The organism is Bacteroidetes bacterium GWF2_43_63 (assembly GCA_001769275.1).
In the GTDB taxonomy this organism is placed as follows: domain Bacteria; phylum Bacteroidota; class Bacteroidia; order Bacteroidales; family DTU049; genus GWF2-43-63.
The window spans coordinates 94,888-112,763 of sequence record MEOQ01000012.1 but is presented as its reverse complement, the minus strand read 5'-3'; the positions used below and the strand labels follow the sequence as shown (position 1 = coordinate 112,763).

The following is a 17,876-nucleotide window of genomic DNA, read 5'->3' as shown; positions in this document are numbered from 1 at the left end:
GTCGTAACAAGAGCCCCATAATAAATAAGAGAGCAGACAATTCAAAAACACATAACAGCCATTGTATTCAAACATGATTTTTGAGTTCAGGCACATATGTATTACTTTTGCAACATGAAGATATTCATCATCGGTTATATGGCTTCGGGGAAATCGAAATTCGGCAGGCGACTTGCAAGTGCGCTTGGGAAGCCATTTATAGATCTTGATCAGGTGATTTTCGATCGGACCCAACGCACTTCCGGTGATTGGATTCGTGAGTTTGGCGAAGATAAATTCAGGCAGACAGAGTTGCTGTGCTTGTTGCATTGTCTGGAGCAGGACGATTTTGTTATGGCTACCGGGGGTGGCACTCCATGCTTTTTCGACAATATGGATCGTCTAAACAAAGAAGGAGTAACGATCTGGCTCAATACTCCTTTTGGCAGAATTCTTCACCGACTCAGAAACAGAAAAGGCGACCGGCCATTGGTAGCAATGTTTGACGGGAATATTGACCGGGATGCGCTAGAGCAACATTATTCAGGTCGGTTACCATTTTATTCCAAAGCAAAAATCGAAGTAATAGATGTCGATATGCCTGCTGTCATTGCAGAAATCAGCAAGTTTTAAACTTTGTCCGTTTCCGTATCCTCAGTATTTACCATTTCCCGGAATCTCAATCCTCTGATTAAAAGGAATATTATAATCCCTGAAGACATGGTATTGAAAATGACGCGGGACACTGGATAAATTGATACTCCGAGAAAGTGTGAAAATGTAATCAGAATATAGAGTAAAATGAAAAACAGAACAAAATAGGTTATTCCTGAAAGATTCATTTGTTCGTTGAGCGAATAACGGTTTTCAATCTGGCGTCTGCACCTTCGCAACTCGAATAGTAACAATATGAAATACACAACGAACTGGGCATGAATAACTGTATAAACACCAATCCGATAAACTAAACGGATAAAATTCAGTAGTGGTAAATCGGACAAGTCATGCAGATTTCCTGTTGTATAATCATATTGTACTGAAGCTGGTTCAAACCAAAACATCATTAACATCCAGAAAAAAATTACGGCTGGCGCGTAATGAACGAGCTTATGAACTGAATGATTTTTTGAACGCCCGGTTATCGAAGTCAGATAAATATAAAAGGAGGGCAGTATCGAAAGAGTAACTGGTAATGAAAGAACATACAAAACCGGGATAATCTGATGGAGCCCGCTGTTGAAAAGCATCGACATCAGATAGAATGAAGAAAGAAAAACAAAAAATATACTCAGCTGAACGTGCTGTTTCTCTTTGCTGCTACGGTACAACCACAAAAATAACACTGCAGAGAAAATACTTTCAGCAACCGGAATCAGACTGAATATATAATCGATTATGCTCATCGGTTTATTTACGGCAGCAAAGATATTACAAAGAATTTCTCTGTCAAATTTTTGAATAGTCCGTGTGGATGTCTCAAAACGACAGCTTCTGCAAACATAATATTCCATCGTCCGATGGCGACGAAGGAGGCAGAGGATATGGAATCGTTATGTTTGCAGCAAAACCGACAGCTGGTCCGCCCTCTGGCGGAATTCCATGTTCTACGATGCTCTCCGGTAGTTTATCACACTATGGAGTGAATAGAATAACGGTTTTGCTTTTTTGTTGATTGCTAAATGATTTTCAGCTTAAAGCGCCTGTTCATAGGCCCCTTGAAAAAATCCTGCGCTGGATTTCACAGACTGATGGCAATGTTTTTTTTCAAAATGTTTCCCCATTAATTTTTTATCACTCACGTAAAAGCGTAATGCAATTTTCAAATCCGATGATATTTCTAATGATCTATGGGATAATGCTTTGAACGCAACCGGATGCATGAACGAGCCAGTGGTCACCATTTTGGCGCTTGCATATGTAGTGGCAGGGTACAAACCTTTACCAGCTATTTCTTTGGTAGTTATATTTGTTCCGGTAAGAATTTCCGGCTTCACAACAAAACATAAAACAGAAATTGTTGTAACCGAAAACAAAACAGGCCATATTAAATTCCGCATTCGTCGCATTAGTAATATTTACTTTCGTTGTTCAATGACAAAAGTACCTTTAATTGCTTATTAAAATCGATATACGGCAATACTGTAAGCTTGTTAGTGGTGTAATAATTTGGTTGTTCGAGTATTTGCTTTTGTAACTGTATGAAAAACAAATAAATATCCAATCTTTTTTTGCAAAGCAGACACATTTATTTGTGACGAATGGGGTAGATTATGGACGAATAAACAAGTAAAATATAGTGTTTCCCTTTTTACTACAATAATTCGAAAATCGTTAAAATAAAGGATATCAAACAGTTATGATTTATGCCTGATTTGTCTTTGAATTTTAAAATTCAGTATTTTTACAAAAAAAATATGCGTCTGCTTTTTACTTCCTTTATTTGTTTGCTATCACTTTTGAGTAGCGCTCAAAACAAATACTGGGTTTATCTCACCGACAAAGACACAACAGGTTACGACCCTCTTGAATTTTTTGATTCCAAAGCTATTGAACGTCGGGTCGTGAATGAAATTCCAGTCTGGGATTACTCCGATATTCCTGTTAATCAGCAATATGTGGCGGTTTTAGCTCAAATGACCGATAGTGTCAGGTATTCCTCGCGGTGGTTCAACGCCGTTTGTTTGTATGCAACCGATAATCAGATTGATAACATTCGGACATTGTCGTTTGTCAAAAAAATTGAACCCGCCGGAAATGGGCATTTTGTCGCAGCAGAAGACTCTCCAACAACTGTTATTTACGGTGGAGCGCCTGGCTTACAGGGCAAACAGCTCAGTTTGATGGGGACTGAAATTTTCCGCGAAGCGGGAATCACCGGCAAGGGAATCCGGGTTGCCATATTCGACGGAGGTTTTCCAAACGTTGATGTTTTGCCTTGTTTCAAACACGTTCGCGACAACAACCGAATCATCAAAACATGGGATTTTACTCGTAATAAGGAAAATGTGTATGGCTTTAGCTCGCACGGAACCACGGTTATGTGCTGCATTGCGGGAATTGATACTGCTGGCGATCCTTTTGGAATGGCGACTGATGCTGAATTTCTGCTCGCCCGAACCGAGGTCAATGCTGAGCCCTTTTCCGAAGAAGAAAACTGGGTGGCTGCGCTTGAATGGGCCGACCAGAACGGGGCCGATGTTGTAAACAGCAGCCTCGGCTATACTTTTCACCGTTATTTCCCTTATGAAATGGATGGTCAGACATCGTTTGTTACTCGCGGGGCCAATATGGCTGCTTCGAAAGGAATACTGGTGGTGAATGCAGCCGGCAATGAGGGCGATGGCGACTGGAAATACATTGGGGCGCCTGCCGACGCCGATAGTATTTTATCGGTTGGTGGTGTAGATCCTTACTCTGGCTATCACATCAACTTTAGTTCCTTTGGCCCTACTGCCGACGGACGTCTGAAACCCAATGTCTGTGCGGCCGGACAAGTATATGCCTACGGCAAAAAAGGTACGGGTGTGCATTACGGAACTTCATTTGCGTCGCCACTGACAGCGGGATTCGCAGCTTGTGCTATGCAGGCAAAGCCCGGTGTGAAAGCTTATGACATGTTTCTTGAAATTCAGAAATCGGGACATCTTTACCCATATTACGATTACGCGCACGGCTATGGAATTCCGCAGGCATCGTATTTTATGAATATTGAGGTGGAATCACTGGCCGACATTGACATTTTGCTTGCTGACACGTCTGTAATCGTTTCTGTGGTAAAAGATCCGACCGACAGCACTGAAAATAATTACTGTTATGTGCATTGCAGCAAACCTGATGGAAAATTGATTTGGTACAAGGTTATTTCTGTATCTGATTATGAAGTGCTGCGCATGAACCGGAGCGACTTTCAGCCCGGCGATATTCTGAGAGTACATTATAGCGGATTGAACGAATCCTATAAATTCTAAAAACATTGTCATGAAAAAAATATCATTTTCTTTTTTGTTTCTTTTGATTGTTTTAGCCTCTATGGCTCAGTACCCTGTTGTTGACGAAACGGTCACTCCTTACGACACTTTGCGTCCGGACAATGGCCCGAATGGAAAACGTTTTTTCAACTCCTTCGTAGGCTGGCACTTTGCCATTCCAACTGAAACCAATGATGCTGCTACCGTGCAGCCTTTTTCATCCTCAGGTGTTCGAGTCGGCTGGATGTGGAAACATCGCGTAAGCAACTTTTTTTCCGTTGGATATCTGCTGGATTTTGACACGTACAATTATTCATATGCGCAGAATGATACCAAGACGTTCCCGGATTCACTAAAGCATAAATCTCAGAGTATTAGTGTTATGACATTAGGAACCGGGTTGTACTTCCGTTTTAATTTCGACACAAAACGGGGCAATTATATTGGCCATTATCTCGATGCAGGAGGTTATGCTGACTGGAATTTCAATCGCACTCTGGCGACGAAAGATGAAATTGATTTTAATCAGATCGAACGCAACAGAATAAGCCGCCTGCATTATGTCGAGAAATACCAGTATGGCTTGTATGCTGCCATTGGCATTAACAAATTCACCATTTTCGGCCGATACAGAATGAGTGATATTATCAAACAGCCCTTCCATTCAGCCGAACTACCGCGGCTTACCGTTGGTATCGGGCTGTGTCTGTTTTAAAACAATCAGGTTTTAATGAGTCAAAAGCTTAGTGTGTGATATCAGTCTTTGAGAAAGAATCTTGCACTGGCTGCTGGTCTCGTTTCTCCGTTAAGTGTGAACAAAACGTTTTCCAGATAAATTTTTTTCAGTGATGCGTTTTTAAGCGCACTCAACATTCCATCGTTCAGACGGTTGCTTTTTGTTGCAATGGTAATCAGATCTCCGTCGGAATTCATATAAGTAAACTCAAAGGATTCAACCTCAAATAATTCAACCGATTGTGAAACACCGATCACGGCCACAACCGGATTAGCTGCAATTTCCTGTCGTGAAATGGTATCGGTTGTCTGCCCAGCAAGTGAGATTTTGTAGGTGTTCTGAGCATTGAGGTTCAGTGAAGACATTGTGGCAAATGCTGCGACGAAAAACATGAATAGTTTCATAATGTTGAGTTATTTTGAGACAAATATAAATAAAAATATTTACAATTCCTCGAAGGGTTACCCTTCGAGGAATTAAATAAATCTACCGGTCAAACGATAATCTTTTATTGTAAAGAATTTTATCGTCGGCAACCAGCTTCAGGTAATACACCGGATCGGAATAGACTTCGGCATCATACTCGAAATTGAGCGTCTGGTGACCTTCAACGGGGCCGTTATACATTTCGCGAAGCAGAATGCCATCTTCGCTGTAAAGTGCCCAGACAACCATTATTTTGTGCTTCATATTGAATTCAACTTCACCGCCAACAGTCACTTTGTGCGGCTTTACCTGATAATCGTATAAATATGACTCATCGGCGGGGATTTCCTCGATTTTTTTTCCGGTAAGCTCGGATAAATATTTCTGCAAAATGGCTGCCTGAGAGGTGTCGAGCGATGAAACCCCATAGAGCGGTTCATCGTCGATGAGTGTCCACATGGCTTGTTGTCCGGCGGGAGACCAGAATTTGTTTTTCTCGATAAACTGAGCAAGTTTTACAATTTTATCAGCTGCCATTTTATCGGGATTGTAATGACAGGTTCCGCTGGGCGCATGATCGCTTTGTTCCATGCACATGCCGCGCAGGTTTATCTGTTTCGTTTGTCCTGGCTGCAGCGTGGCGACTATGGATTCAGTGATTACAATATTCTGATAGGACGAATCCGTTGCAACGAAAACAAATCCGGCCGGAATCTTCACATCGAGCTTTGTTTTAGCAGCATTCACGAGGCGAATAGCCAATGGCAGCGCGTAATGCACACTCGAATCATTGCCAATGGTATAGCATTTTATGCTACCGGATTTTTGCAGTTCCGAAATCATTTGTGCATGCGAAACAAAGGCTGCAAGCAGTATTACTGCGAAGATGATGGTTCTCATGGCTTAGGGTTTTTGTGAATAAATGGCTCAATAGAATATCAACGGGAAATCTGGTTGAAATATTTTATTTATCCCGAATCCAAATTTTCCGGAAGCTGCAGATTTGCCTGAACCGAATATTTGTTTCACCCGGTTTTCAAATTGTTGCTATTTTTGAGCATTATTTAAACTGCTATGGGAATTACAGAAAAAATTGCGTTGTGGGCAACTGCCTTTATTGCTTCAACAGGATATGTTGGCATTTTTATTTTGATGGTGATGGAAAGCATGGTGCTTCCAATACCCAGTGAGGCCGTGATGCCTTTTGCAGGTTTCAATATTGTGGATGGCAATTTGACCTGGGCAGGAGTTATTATTGCTTCAACACTTGGAAGTATTGTTGGTTCTATGATTTCCTATTACATCGGCTATTATGGCGGAAAGCCATTCATAGCGCGCTTTGGAAAATATTTGTTGCTGAATCAGCACCATCTGGAAATGTCGGAAAAATTCTTTGCGAAACGTGGAGAAATCACCATTTTGATTGCCCGTTTTATTCCAATTGTTCGACATCTTATTTCAATCCCGGCCGGATTCGGGAAAATGAATATTCCAAAATTCATACTCTTCACTACTATTGGTGCGGGTATATGGAATACATTTCTCACCTGGGTTGGGTTTATCCTTCGCGAAAACTGGGAAGAGGTGATGAAGTATTCGCACGTGATTGATATCGTTGTGCTGGCTGTACTGGGCGGAGCGGCTTTATTTTATCTGTACAAGATTATTAAAAGCAGAAGAAGCTCAAAAAATCTGGCGGAATAACCAAAAACATTTTTTACGATGAAAATCAGCATCGACATTTCATATTACCCGCTGACAGAGGAATTCAAAGTACCAATAAAAAAATTTATTGCGCAATTGAATTCTTACAGCGAAATCTCAGTGAAATCAAACGGCATGAGCACCCAGGTGTTTGGTGAATATGGCGATGTGATGCGCATTATCACTGCCGAAATCGAAAAAGCAATGGAACTGCCACACAGTATTTTCATTTTAAAGATGGCCAATGCTACCCTTGACGAGGATTATGTTGCGCAATAAATGAACGAAATTCTGAACTATATAATCACCAACTGGTTTGAGCTTGCTGCAGCTGCACTTGGCATCATTGCTGTTTTTCTGCAGATACGCATCAATTCGTTTTTTTGGATTATTAGTATTCTGAATGTAACCATGTACATCTGGGTGTACGCCTCGCAGCGCTTATATGCTCTCATGATTCTGATGGTTTATTATGTTGGCATGAGTGCCTATGGCTGGTATACCTGGCGTTTTGGCGATAAGCGCGGCAACAAAGCATATAAGCTCAGAATTTCACATACAAAATTGCGAACATGGATTTATACAGTTATTTCCGTCTTTGTTTTGTTCATGCTAATTGCTCTGCTACTGTATAATTTTACCGATTCAACAACTCCACTACTCGATGGCCTTGTTACGGCACTCAGCTTTTCTGCCACATGGATGCTGGCCCGCAAGAAAATTGAAAACTGGCTTATATGGCTGGTTGTAGATGTGATTTCATGCTATCTGTATTTTTCGCAAGAGATGTATCCAACACTGGTTTTGTATATTTTTCTTTGTGTAATGGCTGTGGTCGGTTATTTTTCATGGCGAAAAAAGATGAAGCATGTTGATGCATGATGCCATTCGTATTGCTGTGACAGGCCCTGAAAGCACTGGTAAATCAACCCTTGCGGAATATTTGGCTGCAAAATTTGGTGGAGTATCTGTTCCGGAATACGCCCGTGAATATCTTGAAAAACTCGGACGTGAGTATAATTTTGACGACATTCTGAAAATTGCACAGCAGCAGATTCTGAATGAAGACAATGCAGCCATTGAAAACAAACTTGTATTTTGTGATACGGAATTGCTCGTAACCAAAATCTGGTGCGATGATAAGTTTGGTCATTGTCACTCCTGGATTATTGATGAGTTGAATAAAAGGAAATACGATCTTGTTCTTTTGTGCAATATCGATTTACCGTGGGAACCCGATCCACAGCGCGAAGATCCTCACCGTCGCGAACATCTGATGACGCTTTATCAAGAGCAGGTAGTGGAATATTATGGCAATGTAGCAGAGGTCATTGGAGAAGGAGAGGACCGCCTGCAATTTGCCAGCAAGATTGTTGAAGAATTATTGCGAAACAAATCCTGTTTATGAAAACAACCAATGTAAGTCTTTTCCTGATTGTCTCAGTTTTATTATTATTCTCATCATGCGGTGGTAAGCAGCGTGCAGGAAGCAGTGATGCCGATGATTCGCTGTCCGCAAAAAATGAATGTGTGAAAGAAACTTCACTTACGCTGTTTGTTGACAAAAAAGGATTGAAAGAGAACAAGGGATTTATTACTGGCGATAGTGTATTTGCCATTAATAAACAGAAATTTATTTTCACGAATGATTCTGTTGCGGAAATTTATTTGGATGGGATCGTGAAATTGGCTTCAGGAGCGGAGGATAAGGTAAGTATAGCCATATCCCTGTATACAAAAAATGGGATTAAAATAAATCCCGGGATCTACAAAAACATGGATTTCGATAATGATTATTTTGCCAAGGTCAGCTTGCAAACCGAGGCCGGAACAATCTGGTTCAACTGGGCCAGCGGTATGCCCGATCCCGGCGCAATAACAATTAATCAGATCGACAGAAATACTGTTTGTGGTTCCGTTCACCTCAATGTCGACAAGCCCGACAACAATTCAATCGGAATTGTAAAGCTCAACGGGAACTTTTATATTGAGAAATAGAACTTACGAAGGCGAAAAACAATTCAGCCTATTTTGTCGCAGCTTTGTTTTCGAAATCATTCATCTGCAAAGATTCAATTTTATCATCGAAGCGCAGTGTCTGGATTTGCCAGATTTTATCGGGTTTGTACAGAATGAATGTGAAGAAAAGTGGCTGTCGTTTATATCTGACCATGTAGGTGCCAATTGCCATTGAAGGGCCCAGTTCTTTTACAACAACGGGATCGAATCCGTAATAATCACCAATGACCGCAACCGCAGTTGCAAGTTTTAATTTAATAGCGGTTACCTGCTCAGAATTGGGCTCAAGATAGGGATTGGTAGAGAATATGTAGTCAATCGCTTTCTCCGGTCCGTCGCCTTTGTAAATCGAAAAGAATTTATCAATGACACCCTGATAGGTAGATTCCTGCGCAGTCAGTTGTATGATCGGTGCCAGCAAAAGCAAAGCAATGATTAGTTTTTTCATTTAGGTCAGTTTTAAAATTTCTTTATCATCTGGTTTTTTCTTTTTCCAGCGTTTGTGCGACCAAAGCCAGCGCGAAGGCTGTTGTCTGATAGTCTCTTCGAGCAATTGCGCGTAGCGTGCGGTTATTTGTCCTTCCGGAAGATCTTTGCCACTCTCTGTTATAGGGATAAGTTCCACCTCGTAATAACCGCGCTTTGTCTTTATTACTTTAGTAAAAACCACAGCCAGTCCGAATTTGCGTGCATAAATCTCAGGCCCGTGCAGGAATCCTGTGGTCTGGTGCAGAAATTCCAGCCAATACGCTTTGTCAAGCTGAACAGGCGACTGATCCGAAGCCATTATAAAGGCACATGGCTGCTGAGCCATATTGCGAAACATGAGCCCCGTGTTTTTTAGTGGAACAACATGATAGCTGTTGCGTTCCCGCGATTTGCGGATAAACGCATCAATCCTCGTGTTCCGCATGGGTTTATAAATGGCAAAAACTTTATGCGGAAATACTTCTCCGAAAACACCGGTGGTCCATTCCCAGTTATTGAAATGTGCCATATTGAGAATGACGCTTTTTCCCTCTTTGTAGTATTGCTCCATCAGTTCCGGATTCAATACCTTATAGCGTTTTTCAAGTTTTCGGCGCGTCATTTTGTAACCTTTCCCAGCTTCGAAAAGCATGTCGGCAAAATAACGATAGAATTGTCTGATAAGCTTCCGGATTTCTTTTTCATCTTTTTCCGGAAAAGCAGTCTGGAAATTCCGCATTACTACTTTGCGGCGATAGCGGATAACGCGATGAAGCAGAAAAGCGTTTATATTGCAGAGTCCGTACATCAGCCAGAATGGCATAATCCGGATCAGCGTCTGCATGAAAATGAAAACAACATACTGAAACATGACGCTAAAGTACCATTTTTTTCAAAGAAATTATTAACCCCGCATGAATACATGGAATAATTTGTATATTCGTGACTTCAACAATTTTGAGAAGTGCAGGCAAGTTGGATTAATGAAAAAGACCAGAACTTTTATGAAGGTTAGTTGCATTATGTTATTCGTGGCACTGATTATTAGCCCCCTACAGCGGATTTTTAGTCAGGAAATGTGGGGAGTTGTCAATAGCAATTATGCGGGCATCAACTCCAATTTGATTAATCCTGCCGGCATGGTAGATTCAAAATACTGGCTCGATATAAACATTGTCACGCTCGATGCATTTGGCGAAAACAACAGTCTGTATGTACCGCACGAAGAGCTTTACTTTCTTGAAATTTTGTCGCCAGCGGTTGATTTTGGCGAGGAATCACCGATACTGAAAGACACTTACGATAAAGAGCGAAAACTGCACGCAAACTTCAGTACTCGCATTGAATTGCCTTCATTCATGCTGTGCAAAGGCGACCAGGCTTTTGGGTTCCAGCTGTCGGTGCGCGGCGCCGGCAGCACCCGGGGAATTGAACATCATACCTCGAAATTTATTTATGAAGGAATTGATTTCGAACCACAGCATGATGAATTTTACGAATTGCGAAAAATGAAGACAGCGGCCTTGTCGTGGGGCGAAATTGCCCTTAGCTATTCAAAAGCATTTACAACTTTTTCTTCGACTTATATGGCCATCGGTGGCACGCTAAAGAAAACAATGGGGCTGGGAGGTTCCTTCTTCAATGTTCCTTATGCGAATTATATCATTTATGATGATTCTACGCTATCGGTCGAGGAGCTTGATGCGCAATACGCTTCGTCGATGCCCATGGATTATTCAAATAATGAATACACCACCGATCATGGGCTCACGCTGGGTGGCGGTTGGGCTGCCGATCTGGGTTTTGTATTTCAGAAAAAACGCGATGGAAATGGATTTATGCGGGTGCGTCAGTTGTGTGCCCAGAAGTGGAGTTCATACAAATACAAAATCGGTATCAGCATTCTTGATCTTGGATATGTCAAATTTCGCGACAATGCATTCGTTTATTCGTTCGATAATGCGCAGACTTATTGGCCTGGTTTTGATCGTTTCGATCCTCAAAATGTAGATGGCTTTACATCCGGATTCAATACTCATTTTGCACACACCGCTGAAGCTGATGAAAGAGAGTTCACCATTGGTTTGCCAACTGCTGTATCGCTGCAATATGAGTGGCATCCGGCAGGATACTGGTTTTTCAATACTTCGTTTGTTTATCCAACGCCGGTGTTTAAGAATTCAGTAATACGACCCACGCAACTCAGCTTTACGCCGCGATTCGAAAAACGCAGGTTTGAACTCAGCATCCCTTTGTCTGTTTACGAGTGGAACCGGCTGCGTGCTGGACTTGCCGTAAGGATTTGGAACCTGACCATTGGTACAGATTATTTCTCTTCCTGGACCGGCTGGTTCGATTTTTACGGATCCGACATTTATGTAAGCTGGAAAATGAGTTTTGCCAAAGGACATTGTAAGAAAGGACGCTCAGACTTCCACAAAGGCAAACGCTATTACAAAGATGCCTGCCCGGATTTCTGATTACTTCGTGGGTTCAAAAACCTCAAGAGATAGCTGATCCACCAGCACTGATCCTCCAGCCATGTTCCACACAAATGTCCTGAAAATATCACTCTTGTTTCTTACTTCAGGCGTCAGGTAATCAAATTTCACTTCGTTCCATACACCTGGCTTCAATTCCATGCGTGGACTCTCAATAGTTCTGTATTGATAGGGAAATCCTTTATGCGAAAAGTGTAAAACCAAGGCTACCTTGAGCGAATCGGGTGGGGTAACGGGAAATATTTTAGCACGAACTCTCAGCCATGCATGATCTTTCTTCGTTAGTTCGGAATATGGAATCTCAATAACCGGAGTGTATGGAGATGCTGAATCAATCAGGCAATAGCGCTGGCCGTCAGCCGGAATAACCGAATCAATAATTGTGTCATCCTCAAAACTGAGTTGTTTATTCAGGGTGCTTTTATACTCCTGTTCGTTGTCGAAATTGTTGATTTCATATCTGCGTCGGTCGATGAGCAGGAGCTCTTTTTCTTTATCACTTACTGAAGTCGATAAAAAAGTACTGAAATAATATTCTCTGGTCATGCGGTCTCCATCCAGTATTCCGACATGAAACTGCCATATCTGAAATATGTTGAGGAAAACCAAAAAGACAATTACCAGCGAAATTGCAGACTTTAAAATTATTTTTCTTCCAGCCACCCATGTGAGAAAGAACCCCAGCGGAATGCTCATCACTGCTAATGCCGGCACCAGCGAGCGTTGACTGTACGATTGTGCATACCACCACGTAGACCAGCACGAAACCAGATACAGATTGAAAATTGAGTAAGCCAGCAGAGCCCAGAATATTTTTCTGTTTTTATTAAACAGTACAATGAATCCTGAGAAGGCAAGAATCATGATGGGTGTGTAAATCAACCACCCTTTTCTGAAACTAAACAAAACTTCGGTGATGTAGGGTGAAAAAAACTCCATTCCCTCACCTGGATTGGATCCATAACTGTAATACAAAAAGTGACCGGTGTGCAATTTCCAGTACAGCAGCTGGCAGAAGCCCAGCGCCAGCACAATGAAGCCGAACACCGCCATCTGTCCAAAATGATTAAATATAGTTTTGAATTTTTCCTGCAATGCTTTCCACGAATCAACACTCCATAAGGCAGGAATGGCAAGTATTACAATTTCTGTCGGGCGGCTAAGTATTGCAAGCCCGCATACCAGGCCAAGAAAGACGATAAATTTCAGTCGGAATGTTTCGTGCCATCTTACAGTGAACCACAAAGCCATACAATAGAGGGCAAACAAATAATTGTGCGACATCGCATTTTGCCCGTACATGCCTATGTGTGGCAGAAAATTCGTAGCAATGACAATCAATAGCAGCGTGATTGCAGTAATTCTGTCGCTCAGATATTTCAAAAGCACTTTCCCTAAAAACCAGAGTCCTGCAATGGAATAAAGAATTCCTCCGATCAATAAAGAAAACTGATAGGGGAAAGAATAGCCATCAGCAGCGTAGCCGAGATATGGAGCCAGAAAGTGCGCAATAAAGAAAAATGGAGAAAACAAGATGGCCATTCCCATGGAGTACTTCATCACATAAGTGCCATCCTCCAGCATCGATGCCTGATAGAATGTTGAGCTGTTGCCGTATTGCTGCAATAATGAATTTACCTGGTCAAAATTATGAATGCTCAGATCGTTATAAATAAAAGTCTGCGGAAGGTAAAGATAGTATCCGTAAACATCATAGCAGATAATCTGGTTGGGAAAAAACATCAAGTTGCTGATGACTAAATATGCGGCTAAAAGCAAAAATAAAAAAAGTGAAACCGGCGAATTATTTTGTTTCATTGGGATAATTCTTTGAATGCAAATGTAGATTATTTGTGCAAATTATCAATAAACATGTACATTTGAAGTCCAAAACGTTAGTAATATGATCATTTCGATTGTCATCCCGGCTTATAATGAAGCAAAGACAATTCATCTGATTCTTGACCGAATCATGGATGTGAAACTCATCAGTAATCTTGAAAAAGAAATCATTATTGTAAATGATTTTTCAAAAGACAATACGATTGAAGTTCTCGAAAAATATGCTTCAGCAAATCCCGATGCCGGTATAAAAATATTTTCGCAGCCGAAAAACATGGGAAAAGGTGCGGCATTGCATCGTGGAATTAAGGAAGCAACCGGAGATTTTATTATCATCCAGGATGCGGACCTTGAATATGATCCGCGCGAATACAACGATTTGCTGAAACCCATTGTTGAAGGCAACGCAGATGTGGTTTATGGTTCGCGCTTCATTGGCGGGAACCCGCACCGGATCCTGTTCTTCTGGCATTCTATCGGTAACCGGTTTTTAACGCGACTCTCCAACATGTTCACAAATCTGAATCTGACAGATATGGAAACATGCTACAAACTTTTCAAAGCTGACATTATCAAAAGTCTGAATCTGCGCGAGAGGCGATTTGGCTTTGAGCCCGAGGTGACTGCAAAAGTTTCAAGAATTAAAAATGTGCGCATTTACGAGGTTGGCATTTCATATTATGGACGCACCTACGATGAAGGAAAGAAAATCAAAGCAAAAGACGGTTTCAGAGCCATCTGGTGCATTTTGAAATACAATATTTTCTGTCGGAAGTAAATTAAAATCGGGTGACAAATCCGAAATGCACTTTGCCGTTTTTCAGCGAGAATGCGCCGGGATTTTGTTTCCCTAAAGCGTAAAATATATTGAATATTCCTGCTTTTGTATTGAATGATAGTCCTGTTCCGGTCGAAAAATAATACCGGTCTTTGAGCACTGTATTAACCATTTGATTCACTATTCCATAATCAGCAAAAAGAGCCAGATAACTGTACTTTTCAAAGAAAAATCTAAGCTCGGTCGTTGAAACAGAATACATGGAAACCGGCATGCTTTTTTCGTCAAAGCCACGCAACACGCGCAATCCGCCAATAAGATACAAATCGTTTTCAAAAAGTTTTGGTGCATCAATCATTCCGAAACGGGTTTCTCCCATAAAATGGAGTGCACCTGCAACCGGCATGTAGAGCGATATTTCGCCAGTTCCGGCAATGACAATGGTCTCCAGATCGATACTATCATAAAGCCCATCCGCAGCATTGGAACTTTTAATAATTTTCTTTTTTCCAGCCGACGATTCGAAGCTGAGAATAAATCCTTTGTGGGGTACAATCAAGTTGTCAACAGAAGGCACAAAAATGCGCAATCCGCCTGCCGTTGTGCGGCTGTCAGCCCATGCCGGGAGCGTTGTGGCAGTTTCAAAAATAGTCTGATCAATTACCCTTGTTTCTGTGTTCTCTGCAAAAAATTCTATTTCACTTGCAATCCCTGAGTAAAAGTTCACGCCATAATGCTGCTTTGTTTTCACGTACAGCGTGTCTCTTTTGTAAATATCCAGGCTTGCATTAATACCAACCGGAAGATTGATGAGGTAGGGTACAGAAGCTTTAATATTTACTTCCTGCGATTTATTGGCACTGCTTTTCCATTTAAGGGCTATAATATCACCGTGGTTAAAAGAATTCGCGAGTTTGAGATTTACATCGCCGTTGAACACTATTTTTGCGGGATTATCCCTGTCGGGCGAAAAACCGAGAATGCCATCAAAGGAATTTGATTTTTTCTTTTTCAGAAAAAAATACAATTTGGCTTTTCCGTTGGTGAAGTGAACTTGCATGGGTCTTTCCTCATCAACAAGGTCGCTCATTTTTAGTTTTCGCTGGTATGCAATAATTTTTCTTTCATCATATGCTTTACCCTTTTCAATATTCAGCCAGCTCGACATATACCCAATGGAAGGCTTGTATTTTCCTTTTTGAACAATACTGTCGAAAAGCACAACAGGACCGGGTTGTACGACCCATGAAGCGTTGACGGAATCATTTTTAACAGAGTCGATTTTGAATGAAACAGAGGCAAATGGGAATCCATTATTTTCGTAATAACTAACAATTTTATTTTCCCATTCAAGAATCCGCTCCGGATCAGGTATTTGCCATTTATTTATTTTTCTTTCATTGAATCCGATGCTGCGTAGAACCGCTCCATCAGCGTTTCCGGGAGCGATTTGCTTTAATGCAGTTTTTTCATTTAGTGAAATGAACACGTATGGTTTTTCTGATGACCAGGGTTGCTGATAATTGTAAGTCGCGTATAAAAAGCCATCAGCAAAATGTTGACGGAGCAATTTCTGAATGTAGGATTCCAGTTCAACTGAGTCAGCAAAAGAAATTAATTCGGTGTTTTCATCGCTGTCGGTTGCAATAACAACATGTTTCTGACTCATCAAAGTCAGTGATAGCATCAGCAGGAGTGATATCAATATTGCCTTATTCACAAACGCCAGTCGATTGGTTCAATATTTTTACTGATCAGATATTCGTTTGTTTTTGAAAAGTGCCGGCAGCCGAAGAAGCCTCTGGAAGCCGATAATGGCGAAGGATGTGCGGCAGATAATATGCAATGTTTTGAAGTGTCTATAAGCTGTGTTTTCACTTTGGCATTGTTGCCCCACAGAATAAAAACCACGTGTTCTTTTTTTTCGGAAATATGCTGGATGACACTATCGGTAAATTTCTCCCATCCTTTGTTTTTATGCGATTCCGGTGTGTTTTCGCGAACAGTCAGGACCGTGTTGATAAGCAATACTCCCTGAGTAGCCCAGGCGCTGAGTTCTCCTGTGGCAGGCGGTATTATTCCCAAATCAGATTTGAGTTCCTTTAAAATGTTCCCAAGTGAGGGAGGAAAAGCGATGCCCGGATTAACCGAAAAGCAGAGTCCATGGGCCTGGCCGCGGCCATGATAGGGATCTTGACCAAGAATTACAACTTTCACTTTATCGAAAGGGGTCAGATTAAAAGCGTTGAAGATCTTGTCTCCTGGCGGAAACACAGCATATTTCAGTTTTTCCGCCATCAGGAAATTTTTCAATTCGTTGAAGTATGGCTTATGAAATTCATCGGCCAGCAGCTTTTTCCAGGAAGATTCTATTTTTGGCTCGATACTTGTCATGCAATTTTTCTTTGCGTAAAAACGTTAATTTGAATGAAGTGAGTGTAAAATTACGCAAAATTATTTCCTAGTCTCGAAGAATTTATTAATTTTGAACGTTCAAAAAATCAAACTCTTATGAAAAAACTAATTGCTATAGCGTTTGTTGTTTCTTTAATGGTTGTAATGTTTGCCGGCTGTCGTTCACAGCACTCATGCCCGGCATATCATAACGGCAGCGTTGAAAAAGCTGCTCCAGCCGAAGATACAAGAGTATAAGTGTATCCGGCCAGTGCCGGTTTGCTGCGTAATATGAGACTTTTAAAAGTATCGGTCATATTTTTAGTCAGCTTTTTTTCGGTTATTACGTCCCGCGCTCAGATTGCCGGCCAAACCGGAAATGAGCCGGGTTTTATTTTGAAAAGAGAGTACTCTTTTCATTTAATTGCCCACAGCGAAGGAATGGGGCTGGGTTACCGCTGGGGACAGCGAAACACAGTAAACTCCGGCCGTTTTATCGATTTTGATATTGTAAACATGAAGCATCCCAAGGAAATCAAGATGGGGAATGTGTATATGTTTGACGAAGCCCGCAAATTTGTTTATGGCAAGCAAAATTATATTTATCTCAGCAGGATTGGGCTCGGGAGTCTTAAAGTCATGAATGAAAAACCCTATTGGGGTGGAGTTGATGTTCGCAGGTTTTATTGCTTCGGCGCCAGCATTGCCATGGCAAAACCTACCTATCTGTATATCCTCGACAATTCAACATCGTCCTATTATTACGACCTGATCCTGCAGCGCTACAATTCAGAGGAACACAATCTTTCGAATATTTACGGACGAGGCCCTTTCCTCGAAGGCTTTAGCGAAAGCAAGTTCTACCCGGGAGCATATTTCAAGGCAGGAGTAAGTTTTGAGTATGGTCCGGAAAAAAGCACATTAAGATATGTTGAAGCCGGCATTACTGCTGACGTTTTCGCAAAGAAAATTCCCATCATGGCCTTCAACGAAAACAAAAACTTTTTCATCACTTTCTATATTTCTGCAAATTTTGGAAAGCGATATAATCCCTGATATTT

At 41.4% G+C, this 17,876-nt stretch carries 21 protein-coding genes; 12 read left to right on the top strand and 9 right to left on the bottom strand.

The window, feature by feature from the left end; all coding sequences use genetic code 11:
- Positions 1-96 precede the first annotated feature (96 nt).
- Complete coding sequence (locus A2W93_01570; protein ID OFY55757.1) at positions 97-612, top strand: hypothetical protein; 516 nt, start codon at positions 97-99, stop codon at positions 610-612.
- Here A2W93_01570 and A2W93_01565 read toward each other — a convergent pair.
- Entirely contained in the window at positions 609-1,382 is a 774-nt protein-coding gene (locus A2W93_01565; protein OFY55756.1) for a hypothetical protein, read from the bottom strand. The genes A2W93_01570 and A2W93_01565 overlap by 4 nt on opposite strands.
- 68 nt (positions 1,383-1,450) lie before the next feature.
- Between A2W93_01565 and A2W93_01560 the strand changes: the two genes are divergently transcribed.
- Positions 1,451-1,651: a hypothetical protein gene (locus A2W93_01560; protein OFY55755.1), complete on the top strand. Its 201-nt coding sequence runs from the start codon at positions 1,451-1,453 to the stop codon at positions 1,649-1,651.
- Between the two features lie 19 nt (positions 1,652-1,670).
- Here A2W93_01560 and A2W93_01555 read toward each other — a convergent pair whose 3' ends face one another.
- The gene (locus tag A2W93_01555) at positions 1,671-2,045 is read right to left on the bottom strand and encodes a hypothetical protein (GenBank protein OFY55754.1); all 375 of its coding nucleotides are present in this window, start codon (positions 2,043-2,045) and stop codon (positions 1,671-1,673) included.
- Positions 2,046-2,357: 312 nt separating this feature from the next.
- On the opposite strand from A2W93_01555, the gene A2W93_01550 reads away from it, so the two are divergent.
- Both A2W93_01550 and A2W93_01545 read left to right on the top strand, forming a co-directional pair.
- Positions 2,358-3,947, top strand: a complete 1,590-nt coding sequence (locus tag A2W93_01550) for a hypothetical protein (protein ID OFY55753.1) — start codon at positions 2,358-2,360, stop codon at positions 3,945-3,947.
- A gap of 10 nt (positions 3,948-3,957) precedes the next feature.
- Positions 3,958-4,662, top strand: a complete 705-nt coding sequence (locus tag A2W93_01545) for a hypothetical protein (protein OFY55752.1) — start codon at positions 3,958-3,960, stop codon at positions 4,660-4,662.
- A 41-nt stretch (positions 4,663-4,703) separates the two neighbouring features.
- Here the strand turns inward: A2W93_01545 and A2W93_01540 are convergent, their stop codons facing one another.
- Positions 4,704-5,087, bottom strand: a complete 384-nt coding sequence (locus tag A2W93_01540; protein ID OFY55751.1) for a hypothetical protein — start codon at positions 5,085-5,087, stop codon at positions 4,704-4,706.
- A gap of 82 nt (positions 5,088-5,169) precedes the next feature.
- Complete coding sequence (locus A2W93_01535) at positions 5,170-6,009, bottom strand: hypothetical protein (GenBank protein ID OFY55750.1); 840 nt, start codon at positions 6,007-6,009, stop codon at positions 5,170-5,172.
- Positions 6,010-6,183: 174 nt separating this feature from the next.
- Here A2W93_01535 and A2W93_01530 point away from each other — a divergent pair, with 174 nt between their 5' ends.
- From A2W93_01530 to A2W93_01510, 5 genes are read left to right on the top strand one after another with little or no spacing between them, the layout of a single operon-like run.
- Entirely contained in the window at positions 6,184-6,813 is a 630-nt protein-coding gene (locus tag A2W93_01530; protein ID OFY55749.1) for a hypothetical protein, read from the top strand.
- 18 nt (positions 6,814-6,831) lie between these two features.
- Positions 6,832-7,092: a hypothetical protein gene (locus A2W93_01525; protein OFY55748.1), complete on the top strand. Its 261-nt coding sequence runs from the start codon at positions 6,832-6,834 to the stop codon at positions 7,090-7,092.
- A gap of 24 nt (positions 7,093-7,116) precedes the next feature.
- Complete coding sequence (locus A2W93_01520) at positions 7,117-7,695, top strand: hypothetical protein (protein ID OFY55868.1); 579 nt, start codon at positions 7,117-7,119, stop codon at positions 7,693-7,695.
- Positions 7,688-8,221: a hypothetical protein gene (locus A2W93_01515; protein OFY55867.1), complete on the top strand. Its 534-nt coding sequence runs from the start codon at positions 7,688-7,690 to the stop codon at positions 8,219-8,221. The genes A2W93_01520 and A2W93_01515 overlap by 8 nt, the downstream gene beginning before the upstream one ends.
- Positions 8,218-8,811, top strand: a complete 594-nt coding sequence (locus tag A2W93_01510) for a hypothetical protein (GenBank protein OFY55747.1) — start codon at positions 8,218-8,220, stop codon at positions 8,809-8,811. Before A2W93_01515 ends, A2W93_01510 begins: the two co-directional genes overlap by 4 nt.
- 28 nt (positions 8,812-8,839) lie before the next feature.
- Here A2W93_01510 and A2W93_01505 read toward each other — a convergent pair whose 3' ends face one another.
- Complete coding sequence (locus tag A2W93_01505; protein OFY55746.1) at positions 8,840-9,280, bottom strand: hypothetical protein; 441 nt, start codon at positions 9,278-9,280, stop codon at positions 8,840-8,842.
- Positions 9,281-10,171 carry a hypothetical protein gene (locus tag A2W93_01500; GenBank protein OFY55745.1) on the bottom strand — a complete coding sequence of 297 codons (891 nt, stop codon included), beginning with the start codon at positions 10,169-10,171 and terminating at the stop codon, positions 9,281-9,283.
- A gap of 43 nt (positions 10,172-10,214) precedes the next feature.
- On the opposite strand from A2W93_01500, the gene A2W93_01495 reads away from it, so the two are divergent.
- The gene (locus A2W93_01495; GenBank protein ID OFY55744.1) at positions 10,215-11,780 is read left to right on the top strand and encodes a hypothetical protein; all 1,566 of its coding nucleotides are present in this window, start codon (positions 10,215-10,217) and stop codon (positions 11,778-11,780) included.
- On the opposite strand, the gene A2W93_01490 is transcribed toward A2W93_01495, so the two are convergent.
- Positions 11,781-13,619, bottom strand: a complete 1,839-nt coding sequence (locus A2W93_01490) for a hypothetical protein (GenBank protein ID OFY55743.1) — start codon at positions 13,617-13,619, stop codon at positions 11,781-11,783. It lies immediately after the preceding gene.
- A gap of 85 nt (positions 13,620-13,704) precedes the next feature.
- Between A2W93_01490 and A2W93_01485 the strand changes: the two genes are divergently transcribed.
- On the top strand, positions 13,705-14,421 hold the full coding sequence (locus tag A2W93_01485) for a glycosyl transferase (protein ID OFY55742.1): 717 nt from the start codon (positions 13,705-13,707) through the stop codon (positions 14,419-14,421).
- Between the two features lies 1 nt (position 14,422).
- Here the strand turns inward: A2W93_01485 and A2W93_01480 are convergent, their stop codons facing one another.
- Together A2W93_01480 and A2W93_01475 are read right to left on the bottom strand one after the other, a co-directional pair.
- Positions 14,423-16,108, bottom strand: coding sequence for a hypothetical protein (locus tag A2W93_01480; protein OFY55741.1), 1,686 nt, complete (start codon positions 16,106-16,108; stop codon positions 14,423-14,425).
- A 29-nt stretch (positions 16,109-16,137) separates the two neighbouring features.
- The gene (locus A2W93_01475) at positions 16,138-16,815 is read right to left on the bottom strand and encodes a uracil-DNA glycosylase (protein ID OFY55740.1); all 678 of its coding nucleotides are present in this window, start codon (positions 16,813-16,815) and stop codon (positions 16,138-16,140) included.
- 258 nt (positions 16,816-17,073) lie between these two features.
- Between A2W93_01475 and A2W93_01470 the strand changes: the two genes are divergently transcribed.
- Positions 17,074-17,871: a hypothetical protein gene (locus A2W93_01470; GenBank protein OFY55739.1), complete on the top strand. Its 798-nt coding sequence runs from the start codon at positions 17,074-17,076 to the stop codon at positions 17,869-17,871.
- The last annotated feature ends 5 nt before the right edge of the window (positions 17,872-17,876 follow it).